The sequence below is a fragment of the Mesorhizobium sp. RIZ17 genome (assembly GCF_051127865.1).
In the GTDB taxonomy this organism is placed as follows: domain Bacteria; phylum Pseudomonadota; class Alphaproteobacteria; order Rhizobiales; family Rhizobiaceae; genus Mesorhizobium; species Mesorhizobium humile.
The window spans coordinates 3,174,238-3,194,138 of sequence record NZ_CP147861.1 but is presented as its reverse complement, the minus strand read 5'-3'; the positions used below and the strand labels follow the sequence as shown (position 1 = coordinate 3,194,138).

The window sequence follows — 19,901 nt, the reverse complement described above, 5'->3', positions numbered from 1 at the left end:
ACCAGCTAAACTCAATGAGGTTACAATATGATCTATGCCTCGATGCTATCGGAATCACGAGAATTACTATCAAATACGCGTATACTGCTCCTTACCGGAGGATCATCGACTGAGCGCTGCGGCTCTCTTACAACAAGAGATGCAATATTACCGCACCTTCAGCGACTTTGCCGTTTCGTTGAAGTTGTGGATTCGAACGATGTAGACCATCTGCTCCGCGCCACCCGCCAATGCGACTTTGTGTTAAACGTTGTATACGGCGCAGGAGGCGAAGACGGTACGATGCAGGGGTTCCTTGACATCCTACGCGTTCCTTACTCCGGGCCATCAACTCTGCCCTCCGCAATCGGCATGAACAAAGAGATCTTTGTCTCATTGCTCCGAGATTTTGGCTATCCAGTCCCACACGGCTGCTTAGTCACATCTCTGTCGGATCCTCAATCCTGGCCGCGCAAACTCCAGCAATCGCGGATACTGGTCCTCAAACCGATTAACGAGGGGAACAGTCTTGGTATCAAGATTCTGGATAGCCAGACTGCAGCCGCGGAGGCAATTGCCGGAATCGAACCTAATGACCGCTCTAGATGGCGCCTTGAAGAGTTCATCGAAGGGCCATTCGGTACGATTGGCATCTTTCAAGTTGGCACAGAGCTTATTGTAGGCGATGTTGTCCTATTCTACCTTCCAGAAGGCAGGCGCTTCTACGACAACGGGCTGAAGTTGAAGTTAGGCGATGAGCGTGCCACACCCAGCATACTCCATCTACCGGCAGCAGAGCGAATTCGTGATGATGCCCTCAGGCTATATAGGCAACTGAGCTGCAAAGGGCTTGTGCGCTTCGACTTTATCTACAATGACGGTACCCCCGTCTATCTCGAGGCCAACACCATCCCGGGACTGTACCCTGGCAGCAATGTGGCTCTCTCCTTCGAGTCGCGGTTTTCGTTCGAAGATCTCCTCATACTGAGCACTGCTGCGCAAATCCCCGGGCAGCTAAAATGAGACCAGTATTAAGAAGCGATATCCCGTACGCTGCTGCAGAGCCCGCCGGCGGTGCCAGAATAGCCCGGAACGTGGGCCCGCCCCAGCCTCGTCGCGGGAAACGATCATCTTTCTGGACATTGCTGCGGACCAACAGTATGCCTCCTGCGAAGGCCCCCTTGCGGGAGGATGGCACGGTAGCGAGGCTGCGCTCTTAAGGTCGTCCTTACGAGGGCCGGAGCGGTGGCGTCATTGGAGTGAAGAGGATCAGTGCCGGATCTTGGCTGCGGCGTTCGCGCCCGGGTCCACGGTGGCGGCGGTGGCGCGTCAGTACGATGTCGCGACCAGCCTGATCCATAAGTGGCGCCGCACAGTCAGAGCCCGCGAGACGGGCTTTGCCGAAGTTGTCGTGGTTCCCGATAAGCCTGTCGCCGCTTCGGTGCCGGCGGCGGCCCCAGCGGTCGCCCTGGCCGATCGCTTTTAGGTCGTACCTTTCCTGAGTCAGCCAATGGGCGAAGTGGGCGACGCAGCACAGATAGGCGCGCTGCGTGCTGGTATCGCCTTCGCTGCAAGCTGCAAGTGCTCACCGTACTGCGAAACAAAGGGCCGAAGAATACTGTCTTCTAACCAGGCGCGGGGCTGTGGCTGAAGGATTGATCGCCTTTTGCATGTAGATCTCCTACCGAGTTGAGTGCGCTCGGAAGGAAGCACTAGGATTATGTGCATCGCATAGCTTGAATGCCGGCTACCCCGAGCGAGCCCTGCGCGGCATCGCTCTCGGCAGAAAGTCCTGGCTGTTCTGCGGTTCCGATCGCGGCGGACAGCGCGCTGCCGTTCTCTACAGCCTGATAGTCAGCGCGCCAAGATGAACGACATCGACTCTCAGGCCTGGCTCGCCGATATCCTGGCGCGCATCGCAGCCCACCCAGCACAGCGGATCAACGATTTGCTACCGTGGAATTGGAGGTCCGCAAACCTGCGGTAGCGCCGTCAGCTTGCACGTCAGGCGTCTCCTCCCGTCTTGTGCTTCACGATGAACCGGCCATCCCGAGTCCGCCCGCAGTAGATTAGTCTAACCAGACTAACCCGGCTTTCCTCTGTAGGGAGCCCGACAAAGCTGTGATCTTTCCTATGGGACGCAACAATCAACCGATTGATACGATTGTGCTTTTTAATCGGCATACTTTTTGCGCGCAGAGGATTGCATCATTGGCATACCGACGGAGTCGCCTAATGTCGGCGCAAACGATTTCACTGCAGAAATGCTCGGTGGCGGCTGCAGAGGGCACGAATAAGGCGCGGTTACCTCTCAGCCATGTGGTGCATGATCCACAAATGGCAGTGAGGACGGCCCCATGACAAACCTAGGGGTTCATTCTGAAGTGGGTCGGCTACGCGAAGTGCTTGTTCATCGACCGGGCCTTAGCCTCCGCCGCCTTACACCGAAGAACTGCAAGGGCTTCCTCTTCGATGATGTACTTTGGGTTGAGCGGGCGCAACAGGAGCACGATGCCTTCGTCAAGACACTTCGTGAACGCGGCGTTGTTGTTCGCTCTTTGGGCGAACTGCTGTCGGAGACAATGGCGCTGCCCGACGCTCGCGGTTGGCTCCTAAGTCGACGCTTGTGTCCTTCAGTCGTCGGTCTGGACTTCGCCCACGAGCTGCGGGGCTGGCTTGACGAGATGCCATCCAATCAACTCGCGGCCATGCTCGTTGGCGGGATTACCCGGGCGGATCTTGAGTTCGAGCCGTGCGGACTGACTGGGCGAACACTGAAGCCCGAGGATTTCGTTCTACCTCCTTTACCGAACCAGCTTTTCACTCGTGACAGCTCATGCTGGATCTATGGCGGCGTCTTAATCAACTCCCTGTATTGGCCCGCGAGGCGCCCTGAGGCAGAGAACGTCGAGGCGGTCTATCGCTTCCATCCTCGATTTCGCGCCGCTAGCTTCACACGCCTGTTGCCTGATCGAACCAACGGTGCGCTCGGTCTTGAGGGTGGGGATGTGATGCCGATTGGTGACGGTGCTGTTCTCATCGGCATGGGCGAGAGGACCACGCCGCAGGCCGTCGAGGCATTGGCGCGCGCTTTGTTCAAGATCGACAAAATGACTCGCGTCATTGCAGCTCTGATGCCCCGGGATCGTAGTTTCATGCATCTCGACACCGTTTTCACTTTCTGCGACCGGGACCTAGTGACAATCTACCCGCCCGTAGTGGACCGGCTGCGAACGTTCACTCTCCGCCCGGGCAATCATAAGGATACGGTCGATGTCACAGAAGAGACTAAACCCTTTTTGTCAGTCGTGGCCGAGGCCCTGCGTGTTAAGGCTCTCCGCATAGTGCCTACCGGCGGCGATCAATATGAGGCGGAGCGAGAGCAATGGGCCGATGCTAACAACGTCATTGCCGTCGAGCCAGGCGTTGTGGTGACCTACAACCGCAACGTCAACACGAACTCGCTGCTTAGGCGCGCCGGCGTCGAAGTCATAGCGATCGAGGGCGCAGAACTCAGCCGCGGACGAGGAGGCGGCCACTGCATGACTTGCCCGCTGGCCCGCGATCCCAACTAACAAGAGGTGCAATAGCAATGACGATATTCGATACAAAGTCCAGACGGCGAGGGGCGATCACGAGTGGAATTAGGCGTAATAGTCTAAGCTTGTCAGACGCTAGTGAATCGGGTCGATCACGAGAATGCGATGCTCATTGACCACCCCCCTGAATCACCGGAGTAAAAGATGTTTTCCGTCCCGCAGCGCGCAGATGCTGTGTTAGAAGTCAACCTAAATGCAGTTCAGGCAAATTTTCAGACCGTGTCGGCCATGGTCGGACCACATGTAAGGATTGCCGCAGTCGTCAAAAACGACGCCTACGGGCTGGGCATTGTTGAGATTACGAGGGCGTTAGTCGCCGCCGGCTGCGATTTATTTTTCGTCGGAACTCTTCAAGAAGCGGTGGTCCTAAGATCTTCCAAGATAGGCGCAGCGGTGGCAGTCTTTTACGATGAGTTTACGAGACTTAAGAAATACTATCAATCCAGCCTCATTATACCTGTGGTTAACAATCGCAGCGAATTGGATACTATTAGCGGCGCGGGCGAGGAACAAACATATTTTCTCAATGTGGAAACAGGCTTCTCTCGCTCAGGGCTTACCTTTGACGAAGTACGGAAAATTTATCTTTCCGGCACTTTCAAGAGGCATCCGCCCGCAGTCGTCCTCAGCCACCTCGCATGTAGTGATCGCGTTGCCGACGCAATGAATGCGTTGCAGAGAAATCGCTTCCAGGCAATCTCCGATCTGCTTAAACCTGCCCGTTGCAGCCTGGCAGCATCCGCTGGTATTTGGCTGGGCAAGGCTTTTCATTTCGATATTGTGCGGGTAGGTTCAGCGCTTTACGGGCTCAACAACGCTGGCATTCAGCCGAACCCTCTTCAGCCCGTAGTAAAGCTTCAGGCAAAAATACTGGATATACGCAATGTGTCAAAGGGCGAGGCTGTCGGATATGGCGCGACCTTTCGTACCGTCCGAAACAGCCGCATAGCGATCTTGGGGATCGGTTACAAGCACGGCCTCCCACGGGCCTCCGGGAACAAGATTTCCGTCCGGGTTGCTGGATACTTGGCTCCTCTAGTCGGTAGGATGTCGATGGAATGCACCGCGGTTGATGTAACGGACGTTCCTGAGGCAGTTTGTGTTCCGGCCGTCTCTGTAGAGTTGCTGGGTGAAAATTTCACCCCGAATGATCTCGCGGCGGCCGCTCACGCTTATGCCCCCGAAGTGCTGATGCGCCTAGCCGCCGGCTGCACAAGACGATACCTGCATGAACCCTCTGCACCGCAGAGTGTCAAGAATTAGGGGCGGATAAATGGTCGAAACGTCATCATTGGGAATCGAACTAAGGGCCAACCGCCACCATTGGGGCACCCCGGTCACCCTGCGCCCCATCGGCTTCCGCGCCCGCTGGTCGTATTAGCGGATGAGACCTTACTATCCTGATAGCGATAATCTCGGATAATTTGCCCCGAAGCACGTGTGTCCCTCGACCGTTTCTAGTCGACAGTGGAAGCTTCCGCCAAGATCGGCAAGGGGCGTCCGGGAGTCCTGTCGCGTCTGACGCTCACTGACTGCGCTTCGAGTTGATGATAGACGTGTCATAACAGCCATAAGCATCAGGGAAGAGCGCAGCATGAAGCATTATGCCGGGTAACTTTTCGGTGAAAGAGACGTCGGTATGTATAGGTATCCCGCACGACCTCGCTCAGGACGAAGGCACGGCGGTCTCCGCCGATCAGATTGGGTCGATGGCCACGCATCTTGCCGGCGCCGCACTGCCAGGTGGACCCGATGCGAGTGATCGATTGCTTTATACTCGGCTGATCGAGGCGAACAACGTTCGGCGACCGAATTGACCCGGCGCGGGCTCTTGAATCGACACCGACGATAATTTGCCATCTTAGCACATCCCGCTAGGAAAGTTGGTTGACTTGAGGCTGCCGCCGTTCATAGAGAACGTGTTCACGACGAGATTGGACATAATCTGATCACACCGACATCGTTCTCGACGAAAATCTCGGTTCCAAAGGGCTTTGAGAGTGTCTGTAGACGGTCGAAAATGGCTCTTGCTTTGTGCGTGGCGACGAGACCTGGGATGCCACGGTTTGCAAACCTCTTCGACCGACCGAGTTCAATCGGGTACAGCCGCAATTCGGCAAGCTGGTTCCGCTCGAATCGGCTGACGGCGATGACGCTTTCCCAAAAGACCGGGTCTGAATAGCCTGCCATTTCGGCCACTTTCACTTCGGCATCCGTGTCGACCCGAGGATCCTTGGCGTAGTCGCCGAACATTTCCGCCCCCGAGGGGGTTCCGAGGTCGTCCTGGAAGAAGTTGCCAAGGCTATAAAAAATCGGCCTGCCCTTGTAGATCTCGATGCCCCGCAGTTGATGAGGTCCGTGCCCAATGTAAGCGTCCGCCCCGGCATCAATTACCCTATGCGCAAACGATTGTTCGTAGTCAGGTGGCTCCTGACTCCAGTTTCCAGGTTCGTGACCGTGGTTCGTGGCGATGCAAAAATCTGAGAACTGCTTGCCCCGACGGACGTTTCGTAGAATGTCGGCGACATCGCGCGAGTCTGGTTCGAAGCTGTATCCGATCTTGTCGCCCATTTTGTATGCCATTCCGGCGAGCACGACCTTATTGGGATCTTCGGCAACGGGGCCGTCGGTACGCAAGGCAGAACTTATCTGCCTCACATTTCCGAGCATTTCGGGCGAAACCACGATGCTTTGCGCCAAACGGAGGGCATTCAGGCCTGGTCTGCCTGGCGCTTCGGCTGCGGGATGACCCGCGCGCGCCATCGGCTTGAAGGTTGTAGCACACGACAGCAGCGCCACGCGACCACGAGCTGTCTCGATGAAGCGCGCGGCGCCGGCTTGTGCGAGACTCTCTCCCACACCCGCATGGATGATCCCGCTTTGATCGAGCACTCGGCTCGTCTCCCGCATGCCTTCTACGCCCCAGTCCAAGGAGTGGTTGTTAGCGCGACCAACGATGTTGAATCCCATCGCCTTCAAATCAGCTCCGACCTCCGGCAGGCTCAGGTGATACGCGCCGCCGTATTCAGCCTGCGGGCTCCCAATGAACGATCGGATATCGAAGATGTTGACTTCCAGGTTGCCAAACGTGACGTCAGCGTCCTGAAGAATCTTGACGACGGCAGCAAAGTCCAAATCCTGAGATTTCGTCACCGCACGCGACACGATTAGGTCGCCGACCGCAACCATCGTGAAGCCGTCCGCCACGTTCGTTGCAATGGAACCTACGGCATCATAGCCTGCACGTAGCTCGGCCGGATCTCCACCATTTTCGTTTTCCATCGATCTTCCTTCATCTCTGTTTCGAAGCTTCTGCTAGCTGCGCACTGGCGATCTTCAAGCGTTGTGAAAGATACCGTTGCCCACGGGGCAGGATTGGCCGGAGTCCGCCGCAACCTTTCGGAGAACGTTCGTGGCGAGCGCTTGATGCGGAAGCCGTCGAGGCGTTCACAACTCTCAATGGGTGCGACTATAATCAGTATACCGACGAGCCTGCGTACAGCGACGAAAAGGGCACTACAAAACGTTGGGCATGCTCGCCCACGCCATCCCGACCAATCTGACAGATCGGCCGAGTCAAGCTGGACCAGGTCCTGTGCTGTGCAAGTTGAATCACGTGCTTACCATTTATCACCTGCCCAATCCAATATCCGCTCGACAATTTCGGGCCGGGCGCGTGGGTTGCCGCCGAGGTTCGCCAGCAGGACGACTCCGCGATTGTCTGTCGGGCGGAATCCCATGTACGTCGAAACGCCAGGATCGCTGCCGGTGTGCTGCCATACACCACGCCATGACCTACTAGCTGGTTTTATACGGTCGTTCTGTCGCCACGTAAGCCCTTGTATTTGTTTCGAAGAAGGTAGACCTTGAACATTCTGATCGCTTAAGATTTCCTTGATGTTTTCTGCCCGCAGTATCCGCTTTCCCTCCAGCACACCATCTTGCATGTAGGCCAAGAGAAATCGCGCGAGCTCGGATGCTGTGGTACGCGCAAGACCGTCTGACAATGTGACATAGCTATAAAGGCAGTGCGGTACGTGCATCCCCTTTTGACCTTTAGACGCGGACCACTCAGGATCGATCAATTCCACCTTGGTGACGTCGTCAACGTAATCGTAAAGCGTAGCGTGCTTCTCTCGCGGCATGCCTTCTAGCAAGAAGCGAGCGTCCGTCATCCCAAGCGGTGCGAAAATATGTTCTCTACAGTAATCTGGATAGGATATGCCGCTCAGCTGCTCAACCAGCAATCCAAGCAACCCATAGGTCACGTTGCAGTATTGGTACGCGACGCCCGGCGCCCACGGATTGAAGTTTTGTTTGGCGTCAAAGGTCGATCCACCGGCCGTAAAATACTCCTCTAGCCACTCGCGGATCGGCGCCTGCGGATCGCCGCAAACATAATTCGACCAGAACAACGGACTATCTGCAATGGAGGATGTATGGGTCAGTAGCTGTCGCGTGGTAATGGGCCAATCCGAAAAAGCCGGATTGCGTACCTGAAACGGTAAGTACTGATCGATCGGCACATCGAGTTCAAGCTTTTCCTGTTCATACATCTGCATTACAGCAGCACAAGTTATGGTTTTGGTGATCGAACCAATATTCAGAAGCGTCTGGGGCGTCATGGCGCGGCCGAGTGCAATGTCCGCGAGTCCGAATCCGGCGGTATGAACAAGATGGCCTTGATCGATAATAGCCAAGCTTAATCCGGGTATGTGTGACGCTTGCATCTGAGCCCGGATAAACTCAGCAAAATCATCGCTCTGCAGCCACTCTGTGAGGCTGCGTGGGTTGCTCGGATTATTTGCGCCGGCCGGTTGGTCATTGTTCTCGTGTGAATGTTCATCCATCGATTTACCTCGTCACTTCTGATTGTAACTGGCGATGTTCGGTGTCGAAGCGTCCCGTGCGCTCAAGATGTTCGATGGGACAAAACGGGCTGTGCTACGCCAGTGGACTGAGCGAAAAGTTGCCTACCTCCGACTGTCCCGGACTGTCTGTAGCCGGAGCGCGCACATGGCACGCCACGACGCGCCCGTCTGCCATTGGGACCAAGGATGGCACTTCGATGCGGCAGCGCTCGACCGCGAGCGGGCAGCGTGGATGGAACGCACACCCGCTCGGGGGGGTAATGGGGCTTGGCACCTCGCCCTCAACAGGCACCGCCAGCCGCGCCCAGGTCGGGTCCGGCGCCGGAGCTGCCGCGATCAGCGCCTCGGTATAGGGATGGACCGGGTTGGCGAATAGCGCCTCGCTCGGGGCGAGTTCCACGATCCGCCCCAGATACATGACGGCAACGCGATGCGCGATATGCTCCACGACGCCGAGGTCATGTGAGATGAAGACGAAGGCGATGCCCATTTGCTGCTGGAGATCTAGAAGCAGGTTGAGGATCTGCGCCTGTACCGAGACGTCGAGGGCTGACACCGCTTCGTCCGCGATGATTATAGAGGGGTTAAGCGACAGGGCACGTGCAATGCCGAGCCGCTGGCGCTGACCGCCTGACAATTCTGAAGGGAGCCGGTGCATCATCTCCCGTGACATCCCAACCTTTCGCAGAAGGTCTGCGGCAAGCGCCTGGCGCTGCTTCCGGCTGAGGCGCTCAAAATTTTCGACGGGTTCGGTGATGATCTGTCCAGCAGTGAGGCGCGGGTTCAGCGACGAGTAAGGATCCTGAAAGACCATCTGCATCCGACGGCGCCAAGCGTGGAGCGCGTCCTTCTTGAGGCCCGCAATATCGGTCCCCTCAATTAGCACGCGTCCCCTAGTCGGTTCGACAAGTCGCATCAAGAGGCGCGCGACGGTAGACTTGCCGCAGCCGGATTCGCCGACAATGCAGAGCGTCTCGCCCGCCTCAACGGAAAAGGATACATTCTCCACCGCCCGGATGACCGGAATGCTTTTCTTGAAGATACCCGAGCCAAGCGGATAATGCTTGGTCAGATTTTCGACTTTCAGCAGAGGATCGGTCATGCGCCCATCACCTCTTCGGCGCGCCAGCAAGCCGCTGCGTGGCTCGAGCCGACATCACGTAGGGCGGGCGACTTTTCGCGACAAATGTCGATTGCGAACGGGCAGCGAGGAGCAAAGCTGCACCCGAAAATGGGCTCGCGTAGGTTTGGCACGATGCCGGGAATTTCCGGAAGGCGGCGCTGACGGCCGCGCCGGCGGTCAGGCACCGATCGCATGAGGCCCTGGGTGTAGGGATGCGCGGGACGCGCGAAGAGATCAATTACGGTCGCCTGCTCTACGATCCGGCCAGCATACATGACAATGACGCGTTGGCATGTCTCGGCTACAACGCCTAAATCGTGCGTGATGAACATCACGGCCGTTCCCATACGGTCTTTCAGGTCAACGATGAGCCGAAGTATCTGCGCCTGAATAGTAACGTCCAACGCGGTAGTTGGCTCATCGGCGATCAACAGTTCCGGCGAGCAGGCGAGCGCCATGGCGATCATCGCGCGCTGGCGCATACCGCCTGACAGCTCATGAGGGTAGTTGCTGACACACCGCTCGGAATCCGCGATGCGGACGAGGCGGAGCATCTCTCCGGCCTTGGCCAATGCGGCCGAGCGGGAGGCGCCAGTGTGGATTTCCACTGCCTCGGCAATCTGGCGTCCGACCGTGTGAACAGGGCTCAGGCTCGTCATGGGATCCTGGAAGATCATGGCGATCTTGTTGCCGCGGATCCTTCGCATCTCCCGATCGGACAGATCCAGCAGGTTGCGCCCGTGAAAGCGAACCGTGCCAGCGACGATTTCGGCGGTCAGTTTCGGCAGCAGACGCAGGATCGAGAGAGCGGTGACGCTCTTGCCGCACCCGGATTCGCCGACCACGCCGAGCGTCTCGCCCTTCTTCACCTGGAAGCTGATGCCGCCAAGAGCGCGGGTGACGCTGTCCTCGCAATAAAAATGTGTTTCAAGATCCCTGATATCGAGGAGCATATCATTGGCGATGGTTCTATCCTCCATGAAGTTCTGCATCAGCATTTCAACGCCTCCGCTTCGCGCGGGGGTCGAAGAGGTCGCGCAGGCCATCGCCGAGGAGGTTGACCGCAAGGACTGTGACCGCAAGGCAGATGCCGGGGGCGAAGACCGTCAAGGGCGCGATGGCGAGATAGAGTCGCGAGCCTGAAATCATGTTGCCCCAGCTCGGAAACTCCGACGGCACCCCCACGCCTAGGAAGCTCAGCCCAGCCTCAGTCAGGATCGCGCTGGCGCAGACAGTGGCGCTCTGCACCATCAGAGGCGGAATGGTACTCGGCAGGATATGGCGCCACAGGATCTTCGGCAGCCGCGCACCGCCGCAGAGCGCGGCCTCGACATAGGGGCGCTCGCGCACACCCAGGACCACCGAGCGGACCAGTCGCGTTACGGCGGGCGTCTCGGGGAGCGCGATGGCGACAATCAGGATGCCGATGCCAGGCCCTGTCAGGGAGATGAGCGCGATGGCCAGCAGAAAGGTCGGGATCGACATAAGCGCGTCCATGATCCGCATGATGACATTGTCGAATGCACGAACATAGCCGGCAATGATACCGATCGAGAGCCCGGCACACGCCGCCAACAGCGCCGATATCAGCCCGACCAGGAGCGAGATGCGAGCACCGACGATCGTTCGGGCAAACACATCCCGGCCGAGATTGTCGGTCCCAAACCAGTGTTCTTCGGAGGGCGGCTGCAGGCGGATGAAGGGATCCATGTTCTGTGGATCACCGGCGTAAAACGGCGCGGCGAGCGCCAAAAGCATCAGGAGCAAGAGGAGGCCGCCGCCGATCACGACCTGCGGGTGCCGCCATGCCAGGCGGGGCAGCCCATTGATCGGCACGGCTTCAACGGGTGCGGGCAGAAGCGTCATATCAGTACCGGATGCGGGGATCGATTAGGGTGTAGGCGAGATCGACCGTGAGATTGATCAGGACGTAGAGACCCGACACGAGGATGAGCACGCTCTGGATGATCGGGTAGTCGCGCATATTGATCGCATCGACGACCAGACGCCCGATGCCGGGTAGGTTGAACACCGTTTCGGTGAGCACGACGCCGCCGATGAGCCAGGCGAAGCTCAGGCCGATCACAGTGAGGATCGGGACGCCGGCATTCTTCAGCGCGTGATGAAAAAGCATCGCATAGGACGAGGCGCCCTTGGCGGCGGCCGTTCGCATGTAGTCTTCCGACAAGACCTCGAGCATGCTCGCCCGCGTAATTCGGGCGATGAAGGCAATATAGCCGAGACTCAAAGCCACGGTGGGCATGATTAGGTGCTCGAACCAGGGGCCGAGGCCAGCAGCGATCGGCACATATCCCTGGACCGGAAGCCAGTGCAATCTGATCGCTAAGAAATAAATAAGAAAAAAGCCGATGACAAAGACCGGCACGGAATAGGCAAATGCCGAGAAGGCGGTGAGGATGCGGTCGATGAGCCCTCCGGTCCGCCAGGCAGCGAGAATACCGAAGCAGACCCCGACCGTCACCGACAGGATCATCGTCAGGATCGACAGGGAAAGGGTCGGTTCAAGCCGCTGCGAGATCAGCTCGAGAACCGGGCGCCCGGCAAAGATCGAGGTGCCGAAATCGCCGCCGAGCATGTCGCGCACCCAACGGATGAACTGAACCGGCATAGAATCGTTCAGCCCCAGTTGCTCACGGATGCCGGCGATCATCTCCGCCGTGGCGGACTTGCCTGCTATGATCGCCGCCGGGTCGCCAGGCGCCAGCCTAAGAAGAAAGAATATAAAAATCCCGACCATCGCCATGACGGCGATGGCCGAAACGAACCTGCAAAGGATATAGGCAGCCACTAGGCTGGAACCTTCTGCATGTTCCACATCGCGATGAGCGCCGGCATTTCGATAAGACCGGCGAGTGTCTTGCGTCGTGCGATTGGCGAGACAGCTGAGCCCAGCAGAACGGTCCCGACGATGTCCCACTGTATACGTTGCATCTCGCGGGCCAGTGCCTTGCGCTCTTCGAGCGTTTCGACATCTGCCCATTTGGCCCGAAGAGCCTCATATTCGTCGCTCTTCGGCCAGCCCCACCAACCCTCCTCCCCATTCGCGCTTAGAGTGGGATTGCTGAGCGGAGTGCTGCGGTCATAATCGGTCTCGCTCGTGATGAAAATGCTCCAGCCGTCGTTCTCAGCGGAGCCCTTGTTTCTTAGGCGGGCTGAATTTCCAGCCCCATCGCCCGGCGCCAGTTCGGCATTGACCCCAATCTTGCGCAGCGTCGCCGCCAAGAACTGCGCCATATTGCCGGCCTCCGCCCAGTCCGTGCGCTGCAGGACGACGACCTTCTCGCCAGCATATCCGGCCTCCTTGAAGAGCTGCCTGGCTTTTTCCGGATCGCCACCTTTCTTGTACCATCCCGTATTTTCGTCGTTGGAATAGGGTGTTTGGTTTCCAAAGAACGAGGGAACGGGCCTGATGTATTCGGGGGGAAAGCTGGTACGCATAACCGCCTCCTGATCGATCAAGTGAAGCATCGCTTGGCGCGCCTTGACGTTATCGAACGGCTTCTGCAGACAGTTCATGCGCATGAAATATACTTCGCCCGCCTTGTTCAGAACCTGAAGTTCAAGGTTTGGATCGCTCTTGACCACCGGATAAAGATCGGCGGCTGGCAATTCTATGAAATCGATCTCGCCCGACTGCAGGGCGGCGAAAGCAGTCTGCTGATCGTCGATATCGTCCCAAATGACACGATCGACGTTGACGACTTTTCCGCCGGCGAACCCGTCTGATGGCTCCTGGCGGGGTACATACATTTCATTGCGATCGTAGGTGAAGCTTGCGCCCGGTTTGGCGAGAGCTTCATTGAATTTGAACGGCCCCGATCCTATATTCGCGGTCACCTGCTCTGTGGCAGCGAGACTCGCGTCCTTTTCGCGCATGATGTACAAGACCGGCGTAGACGCACTCGCCAGGATTTCGATAAGAAGCCCCATCGGCTCTCGGAGCGAGATGATGAAGGTCTTGTCGTCCTGCACCGAGATATCCTTGGCGCGCTCTGTGATCAGCTTCCCGCCGGGAGCCAGCTGGCCCCAGCGACGAATCGAGGCGACACAGTCCGCCGCGGTGACGGGCGTGCTGTTATGCCAGCTCAAGCCATCCCTAAGCTCGAACGTATAGGTTCTCTTGTCGTCAGATAGGCCCCACTTCCCCACCATTTGCGGCTGTGGCATCAACTTGGAATCAAGTGCGAACAGCATGTCGTAAATCGCTAGGCCATGATTGCCGACTGAGATAGACGTCGAAGCCATTGGATCGAAAGAAGCCAGGCCAAATCTCGCCATGCGGACCGTCCGTGCCGGGGTCGGCGATGTCTGTGCCCGCAGGACTGATGGGATCGACAGAGCCGTTCCGGCGGCAAAGCCTATTTTAATGAGGTCGCGTCGAGAGATTGCCATGTTCCATTCCCCTTTTAGGTTCTGCGCTTTTGGCTTTGTTTCACCGAATTTCGATCCCCGCGGAGCTTAGGTCAAATTCAGTCTATATATCGCGGTCATCTAGGTTTGAGATGGTCCCAGATGTAGCGAACATTTCAACCATATCGCCTTCCCTGCAGAACGCGGCCACGACCTGCTCCGCAGCAACGACGCTGTTCCCTCAATGCAGCTCTGCATGGCCATAGACGGTCGAGCGTTGCCAGCACCGTTCAGATCCACACATGCGGAAGAAGCCAGTCCGGTGCTCAGGCTTGCGAAGCAGAATAGCCCAACCACGCTCAGATACCGACCCGTCGTGTCGCGCGTGCACACCCACTTTCCTTCGGCACAGGACCAACGCTGTCCGCGAAAACAATGACGCGCGTTAACCGCGCCGAGATCGGAGCGGAACCGGAAACCGCGTCCAATTGCTGCCTTGCTCAGCAGATCGTCAAAACCGATCTGCAAAGCCGATTGACGCTGCTCATGGCAGAGCTCTAGGGGACGATCATATTCGCTAAGAATCACTTATTTCCAGACCGTCAAGGGACACACGGGGGTTGGCGCGAAGGATTGCCAAATCGCATGTTCCCTGCGGCGAACCATAAAATTTCATGCAATCGGCACATAGATGGGGGTACTTGCTCAAGGTAGGAGCGGCCTTGTCCGGCCACAGGGTTCTCCCCCGGTGCGCCGCATCAAGCTGGCCATGAACTCCGCCTTCCAGCGCGAATGAGCCTTGACCTACGCCAGACTAGCGGCAGCCGCATGAGCGCCCCGTTCCCACCATTTCCGTCAACAACAAGGAAGATCGCCGATCCACGACAGCCACCCCGCGGCGGACCTTACCCGCAACTCATGTGCTCGCAAGACGGCAGGCCTATGCCGGAAGTGAGTGTAAGATATCCGGGCTATGATTGGTCTCTCTGATGCGCTTTCGACAGCGGTGTTCTAGCAGCCTGATTGGCCGGAGAAGGCCAGTCCATTACATCAGGTCGTATATGCAGGATTCATCTCGTTCCTAGATGATGACAATACATAAAATGCATTTGACTGAATTCGCAGAGCAACTGATGTTCGATTCTTCGAGGCACTCAAGGCGGCTATAAAAAGCCGTTTCCTGAAAGGCGTCTAGCCAAGCATCCACCACCACGGAATGTCTGATCATGACCCAGGCCACATGTCGATTTTTCGACGCGCGTCAATGCAGTGTTCAACGAGTCCAGTGGGCCGAAAATGCCTGGCGCTGTCGTGGCGGTGACAGAGAACGGTCGCGAGATCTAATCATCGAGCAGATCGAAGGCGCGAGCTTCAACGACGTACTGCGGAAGCGGATCACTGGCCCGCTTGGCATGTACGATACCTCGCTCATGTTGCGCGACGGCACAGTAATGAAGCGGCTAGCCGCGCACTATACCAAACGCGCCGAGGGCTGGGGCATAGAAGAATATGGCGGGGGTGACAGAATTTCGACGCTCGACGACATGGTAAACTGGCAGCAGAACCTAGTCGACCCAAGGGTCGGCACGGTGGAAATGTATCACCGAATGGCCACGCCCTGCGTCTTTGATAATGGCGCGACCGGCTTCTACGGACTCGGGGTGGTGACAGATGTCTATCGGGGTCGACGTGCGGTCGGCCACAGCGGTGGTGTCGCCGGTGGAAAGTCAGAATGGATGCGCTTCATCGACGACGGACTCGGCATTGTCATCATCGCCAACAACGATCAGGTCGCCGCCTTCGGCGTCGCCCGTCAAATCGCCGACATCTATTTCGGCACCCCCGCGCCGGCGCCCATCCAACTTGCTCCCGGCCGCTACCGGCAGGAAGGCGGCCCCGACGTGTTCGAGATCGTCGCCAAGAACGGCGTGCCCACTTTCGTCAGGTCGGGTTGTGTGTTGGGGTTCGATTTCGGCCACCCTGGCGGCGCCAAGCCGAGCGCGCGATTGCCGACCTTGTTCTTAGTCCACGGCCGGACGGAAAGGTGGACGGAACGTTCTGCGGCACCTCGAGGGTCTACGCCCCCCTTGACACAGACGCCAAGGCGGCCGCCTGTCCCGCCGGACACTACGCCAACAAGCCGCAAGGCCTTGAGGTCAAAATTGAGGGGGATGTACAACGTGGGATATTCCTGCTGCGCTCCGATCTCGGCGTGATGAACGCGCCCATCGTCGCCGCGGATAGCGATCTTTGGTTCCTGCTTCTGCCAGAGACCAACCTGCCCTGGGCGGCAACTCTGAGCGTCACTGCAGACGGATCGAGATGAACACCAGCCGGATCAAGAAACTGTGCTCATGACAAAATCATTTGATTTTGGAAATGAACCTCGCCAAGACGAGTTTTCATGGTTGGTTGCAACGGAAGTCCAGCGCGTTCTGGCTCAGCTCGCGGGGGTTATGAAGGGTGGGAATTTCTCATCGCACATGGGGACAGGCAGAGCCGCCGATTTGATTTCGGCAACACCCAAACAAACCATTCATGATGATTTGACCGCTCTGGCCTCTGAATTTGTTCGCAGGCTCGCAGCCGAAGCAGTGCGTCGTTCTAATGAAAGCGCCGGTGAGGCGGCTCCGCTCACGATTCGAACCGAGGGCGCGCGTGGGTGCGCAGCCCTAAAAGCGCAAGATCAGCAAAGCGACAGCCAGCGCATTGAAGACTGGGCGGGCGCGGTTGCGGGGCCTACCTATCTGGAAGCACACTTCGGCATACCGCGATCGACATTGCATTGGTGGCAACGGCACAATGATGTAGTTGCGTTGCGGAAAGGCGCGCGCAAGCATGTGTTCCCCCTAGCTCAGTTCATCGACGGTAGGCCTGCGTCGGGGATACGACAAGTGCTCTCCTTGATCGTCAATCCCAGGCCAGCCTGGCTTTGGCTGACCTCCCCTTCACCTCGGCTTGATGGCCGAATTCCCATAGAGATGCTCCGGCAAGATCTGGCTGCAGAAGTAATCCGGGCTGCACGAGACTTTTCATCGACATGAAGTCCAGCTGACGAAGCCAACTGCGAATCAGTGCACCCGCGGCAATCGGTTGATCCTGTTGTGAGCTTGTGAAGGCCAGGGTCGCACGCGCCACTGCGCATTGTGTTTTGCGCTATCGTGGGAACTGTCCATATTGTGTCATTTGTATAGTTTGCACGAATTGTACAGTATATATTCGATTTTCGTGGCATAATGGCAACATTGTTTCATATATCTCTGCTTAAAGCGTCCGTATATATTGCATTATTCAATATCGCGGATAGCGTCAAATTGCGACGAAGCAGCGCGATGCGCGCCTTTTTCGAACGTAGGGAATGGGGAGGCATGCTGCCTTTCAGCAAGGATACCCTGGCCCTTTTTTTAATCTTTTGAGTGGAGATCAAAATGAACATCAAGAGCCTTCTTCTCGGCTCCGCTGCGGCCCTGATCGCAGTTTCCGGTGCGCGCGCCGCCGACGCCGTCGTCGTCGCCGAGCCGGAACCGGCTGAATACGTCAAGATCTGCGACGTCTATGGCGCCGGCTATTTCTACATCCCCGGCACCGAAACCTGTCTGCGCATCGGTGGCTATGTCCGCTGGGATGCTTCGGCCGGCGAGGAAGGTTCGTTCAACGGCCGTCGTGCTGTCGACCATGAGGACGGCAGCATCAACGATACCTGGTACAAGAGGGGCCGCTTCTCGCTGAAGACCTGGACTGGTCAGGAAACAGAGTTCGGCACCTTGAAGACCTACACTCAAACCAACTTCAACTATACCGATGGCAGTAACAGCAGTTCGCTGGTTTTTGCCTGGATTCAACTCGGTGGGCTGCGCGTCGGTAAGGACGAATCGGCCTTCGACACGTTCATCGGCTATGCCGGCAACGTCATCAACGATACGCTGGTTCCTTATGGCGATTTCGACACCAACGTTGTGCAGTACTACTTCGACGCTGGCAACGGCTTCTCGGCGGTGGTCTCGCTCGAAGAAGGCTCTGGCGCGGTCGGCACGATCGATAGCTACGTTCCGCATGTCGTCGGCGGCGTGAAGTGGACGCAGGGCTGGGGCGCCATCACCGGCGTCGTTGCCTATGACAGCAACTACGAAGAAGTGGCCGGCAAGGTTCGCTTGGACGTGACCCCGGTGCAGAACCTGGCACTGTTCGTTATGGTCGGCTACGGCACGGACGACAATCTCTCGGATCCGACCTATGCAATCCCTGCCGGCGGCCGCGGCTTTTACAAGCAGTGGGGTGGCAACTGGGCAATCTGGGGCGGTGGCACCTACACCATCAACGAGAAGACTAGGTTCAATGCCCAGGCTTCGTATGACGAGGACAAGAACCTCGGCATCGCCGCGAACATTGAATACGACATCGTTCCCGGCCTCACGATCACGGCCGAAGTCGACTACATCGACGAAGGTAACTCAAACTGGACTGGTATTCCGGCCGGTGACGATAGTGCGATCGGCGGCATCCTCCGCTTCCAGCGCTCGTTCTGACGGATCGAGGTATTGATCCATTGCGTCCCTCCAATACGATTGGGTGCGCGAGAGTCGCCCGTCCAGCCGGTGTTGGCTTAGCGGGATACCCAGAAAAGGCTCTCGGCGGCTCCTACCAAAATGCTTAGGTCCGCACCTCCGGGATCGAAGCCTGCCGCCGATGCGAAGGGCGCCCTTGACCAAGGCGCCCTTCATTCTAGAGCGTCGAGCATTCTGACTGAATCGAACGGATTGCCGTCGTGTAGCGACGACCTGCTGTCACAAACTGGATTTGAATATCACGTCGGGGGATGTTGTTGTCTACAGAGCGGTATAGCGGCTTGGGACTTCCACTGTCATTCTTGGTTCTTGGTTGCTGAAACGGAAGACGACGGTGGTTGCCGGAGAACCGAATGACGTGCGATTGAAAAATGTCGACGGCCAATGATTCCATCGAATTCGGCTCGGCCTGCCTGGAAAGCCACCAATTTGGGAGGAGAACCCCATGGATGAGCGCCCTAAGAGGCTCCGCGAAACACGAGACTTCATCATCAACGATGTTCTCGACCTCGCCGAGTACTCCGATCGCGGTGTTGTCACCACCCTAGTTGATACGCAGGGAATTCGCCTTCGTCTCCACCTCGCAGTCGTGACCTCAGAATTGCTTTGCGAGCGAATTGCCAACTCGCTGGAGCGCCGGTACGGCGAATAGCGACCTAAGAGCCGCAAGGGCGGCAATCTCATCCGCAGAAACGGCGTGCCACCCACACCGTGCTCTCTCGTATGTCGCGCGTTTAGCCGCTATCATCGTTATCCTAGATGTTAGAGCATACGCCGACCGTTTTCCCGCGGTATCGAACGCTCTTTTACACAGAAAATCGGCGTTTTCTGGCAGCACGGCGCTTCTTGATCTCGCTTTGTATCATTTTGCTGATAGCGAATCTTAGCGCACCACCGGTTCGGCCTGTTTGAGTCATCAATCGCGAAAGGCATGCGCGCAAGCACCCGGCTCGCCGTCGCAACGACATGCCAACCTCATGCCGCAACGTTCTGGCCGGTGAAGCCGCTGGCGCTTTTCAGGGCCCCGCGTTCGAAGCGCGGCAACTCCAATCTCAGGCCCAAAATGGGTAACCTCGCGAAGCTCACCCCTAGGAGAGAAACTTATGCTCGTACACAGTCACGGAATTCGAGCGCATAAGATAAAAAGACGCCGATTTCGTGCGTGCAAAGTGGATCGCTTGCACCCCGCGGCCTTTGTAGCTGATGTTATATTAGCGGGAGCGAGCGCTGAGCCGCAGATGGCAATCAACATTGGATAGAGAGGCGCCGCTCCACCACCTTTTCGCCGATGGCAACTTCATTTTCGAGGAGGCTCGCATGGCTTCAATTCACTCCGGTCGAGCTGCACAAGAAGCACCGTTCGCGCGATTACATGCATCACACGTACACCTAA

Annotated in this window: 15 protein-coding genes and 1 pseudogene; 9 read left to right on the top strand and 7 right to left on the bottom strand. The window is 57.5% G+C overall.

Annotated features, from left to right (window positions below; genetic code table 11):
* Window positions 1-351 precede the first annotated feature (351 nt).
* The 5 genes and pseudogenes from WDX12_RS15315 (at window position 352) to alr (ending at window position 4,841) form a co-directional block, all read left to right on the top strand.
* On the top strand, window positions 352-1,002 hold the full coding sequence (locus tag WDX12_RS15315) for a hypothetical protein (RefSeq protein ID WP_434725429.1): 651 nt from the start codon (window positions 352-354) through the stop codon (window positions 1,000-1,002).
* Between the two features lie 259 nt (window positions 1,003-1,261).
* Entirely contained in the window at window positions 1,262-1,465 is a 204-nt protein-coding gene (locus tag WDX12_RS15310) for a hypothetical protein (protein ID WP_434725428.1), read from the top strand.
* A 268-nt stretch (window positions 1,466-1,733) separates the two neighbouring features.
* Window positions 1,734-1,966: pseudogene (locus WDX12_RS15305) on the top strand (transposase domain-containing protein); the annotation flags it as partial.
* A 370-nt stretch (window positions 1,967-2,336) separates the two neighbouring features.
* On the top strand, window positions 2,337-3,554 hold the full coding sequence (locus WDX12_RS15300) for an arginine deiminase (protein ID WP_434725427.1): 1,218 nt from the start codon (window positions 2,337-2,339) through the stop codon (window positions 3,552-3,554).
* Window positions 3,555-3,722: 168 nt separating this feature from the next.
* On the top strand, window positions 3,723-4,841 hold the full coding sequence (gene alr / locus WDX12_RS15295; RefSeq protein WP_434725426.1) for an alanine racemase: 1,119 nt from the start codon (window positions 3,723-3,725) through the stop codon (window positions 4,839-4,841).
* Between the two features lie 660 nt (window positions 4,842-5,501).
* Here alr and WDX12_RS15290 read toward each other — a convergent pair.
* The 7 genes from WDX12_RS15290 to WDX12_RS15260 form a co-directional block, all read right to left on the bottom strand.
* Window positions 5,502-6,860 (bottom strand): CapA family protein, encoded by a 1,359-nt coding sequence (locus WDX12_RS15290; RefSeq protein WP_434725425.1) that lies wholly within the window; start codon window positions 6,858-6,860, stop codon window positions 5,502-5,504.
* A gap of 338 nt (window positions 6,861-7,198) precedes the next feature.
* A complete protein-coding gene (locus tag WDX12_RS15285; RefSeq protein WP_434725424.1) occupies window positions 7,199-8,428 on the bottom strand; it encodes a serine hydrolase domain-containing protein in 1,230 nt (409 codons plus the stop codon).
* A gap of 94 nt (window positions 8,429-8,522) precedes the next feature.
* Window positions 8,523-9,551, bottom strand: coding sequence for an ABC transporter ATP-binding protein (locus tag WDX12_RS15280; RefSeq protein ID WP_434725423.1), 1,029 nt, complete (start codon window positions 9,549-9,551; stop codon window positions 8,523-8,525).
* The gene (locus WDX12_RS15275) at window positions 9,548-10,570 is read right to left on the bottom strand and encodes an ABC transporter ATP-binding protein (RefSeq protein WP_434725422.1); all 1,023 of its coding nucleotides are present in this window, start codon (window positions 10,568-10,570) and stop codon (window positions 9,548-9,550) included. Before WDX12_RS15275 ends, WDX12_RS15280 begins: the two co-directional genes overlap by 4 nt.
* 1 nt (window position 10,571) lies before the next feature.
* Window positions 10,572-11,438 (bottom strand): ABC transporter permease, encoded by an 867-nt coding sequence (locus tag WDX12_RS15270; protein ID WP_434725421.1) that lies wholly within the window; start codon window positions 11,436-11,438, stop codon window positions 10,572-10,574.
* Between the two features lies 1 nt (window position 11,439).
* Window positions 11,440-12,381 (bottom strand): ABC transporter permease, encoded by a 942-nt coding sequence (locus tag WDX12_RS15265; protein ID WP_434725420.1) that lies wholly within the window; start codon window positions 12,379-12,381, stop codon window positions 11,440-11,442.
* The gene (locus tag WDX12_RS15260) at window positions 12,381-13,985 is read right to left on the bottom strand and encodes an ABC transporter substrate-binding protein (RefSeq protein WP_434725419.1); all 1,605 of its coding nucleotides are present in this window, start codon (window positions 13,983-13,985) and stop codon (window positions 12,381-12,383) included. Before WDX12_RS15260 ends, WDX12_RS15265 begins: the two co-directional genes overlap by 1 nt.
* 1,184 nt (window positions 13,986-15,169) lie before the next feature.
* On the opposite strand from WDX12_RS15260, the gene WDX12_RS15255 reads away from it, so the two are divergent.
* The 4 genes from WDX12_RS15255 to WDX12_RS15240 all read left to right on the top strand — a co-directional run bounded on the left by WDX12_RS15255 (window position 15,170) and on the right by WDX12_RS15240 (window position 19,160).
* Window positions 15,170-16,159 carry a serine hydrolase domain-containing protein gene (locus tag WDX12_RS15255; protein WP_434725418.1) on the top strand — a complete coding sequence of 330 codons (990 nt, stop codon included), beginning with the start codon at window positions 15,170-15,172 and terminating at the stop codon, window positions 16,157-16,159.
* Between the two features lie 138 nt (window positions 16,160-16,297).
* Window positions 16,298-16,987, top strand: a complete 690-nt coding sequence (locus WDX12_RS15250; RefSeq protein WP_434725417.1) for an antitoxin Xre/MbcA/ParS-like domain-containing protein — start codon at window positions 16,298-16,300, stop codon at window positions 16,985-16,987.
* Window positions 16,988-17,371: 384 nt separating this feature from the next.
* The gene (locus tag WDX12_RS15245) at window positions 17,372-18,469 is read left to right on the top strand and encodes a porin (protein WP_434725416.1); all 1,098 of its coding nucleotides are present in this window, start codon (window positions 17,372-17,374) and stop codon (window positions 18,467-18,469) included.
* A gap of 484 nt (window positions 18,470-18,953) precedes the next feature.
* Window positions 18,954-19,160, top strand: coding sequence for a hypothetical protein (locus WDX12_RS15240; RefSeq protein ID WP_434725415.1), 207 nt, complete (start codon window positions 18,954-18,956; stop codon window positions 19,158-19,160).
* Window positions 19,161-19,901 lie beyond the last annotated feature (741 nt).

Coding starts and splice junctions, on each gene's coding strand:
- WDX12_RS15315 (WP_434725429.1), top strand. CDS start 352: ATGAACAAAGAGATCTTTGTCTCATTGCTCCGAGATTTTGGCTATCCA.
- WDX12_RS15300 (WP_434725427.1), top strand. CDS start 2,337: ATGACAAACCTAGGGGTTCATTCTGAAGTGGGTCGGCTACGCGAAGTG.
- alr (WP_434725426.1), top strand. CDS start 3,723: ATGTTTTCCGTCCCGCAGCGCGCAGATGCTGTGTTAGAAGTCAACCTA.
- WDX12_RS15290 (WP_434725425.1), bottom strand. CDS start 6,860: ATGGAAAACGAAAATGGTGGAGATCCGGCCGAGCTACGTGCAGGCTAT.
- WDX12_RS15285 (WP_434725424.1), bottom strand. CDS start 8,428: ATGGATGAACATTCACACGAGAACAATGACCAACCGGCCGGCGCAAAT.
- WDX12_RS15280 (WP_434725423.1), bottom strand. CDS start 9,551: ATGACCGATCCTCTGCTGAAAGTCGAAAATCTGACCAAGCATTATCCG.
- WDX12_RS15275 (WP_434725422.1), bottom strand. CDS start 10,570: ATGCTGATGCAGAACTTCATGGAGGATAGAACCATCGCCAATGATATG.
- WDX12_RS15270 (WP_434725421.1), bottom strand. CDS start 11,438: ATGACGCTTCTGCCCGCACCCGTTGAAGCCGTGCCGATCAATGGGCTG.
- WDX12_RS15260 (WP_434725419.1), bottom strand. CDS start 13,985: ATGGCAATCTCTCGACGCGACCTCATTAAAATAGGCTTTGCCGCCGGA.
- WDX12_RS15255 (WP_434725418.1), top strand. CDS start 15,170: ATGACCCAGGCCACATGTCGATTTTTCGACGCGCGTCAATGCAGTGTT.
- WDX12_RS15250 (WP_434725417.1), top strand. CDS start 16,298: ATGACAAAATCATTTGATTTTGGAAATGAACCTCGCCAAGACGAGTTT.
- WDX12_RS15245 (WP_434725416.1), top strand. CDS start 17,372: ATGAACATCAAGAGCCTTCTTCTCGGCTCCGCTGCGGCCCTGATCGCA.
- WDX12_RS15240 (WP_434725415.1), top strand. CDS start 18,954: ATGGATGAGCGCCCTAAGAGGCTCCGCGAAACACGAGACTTCATCATC.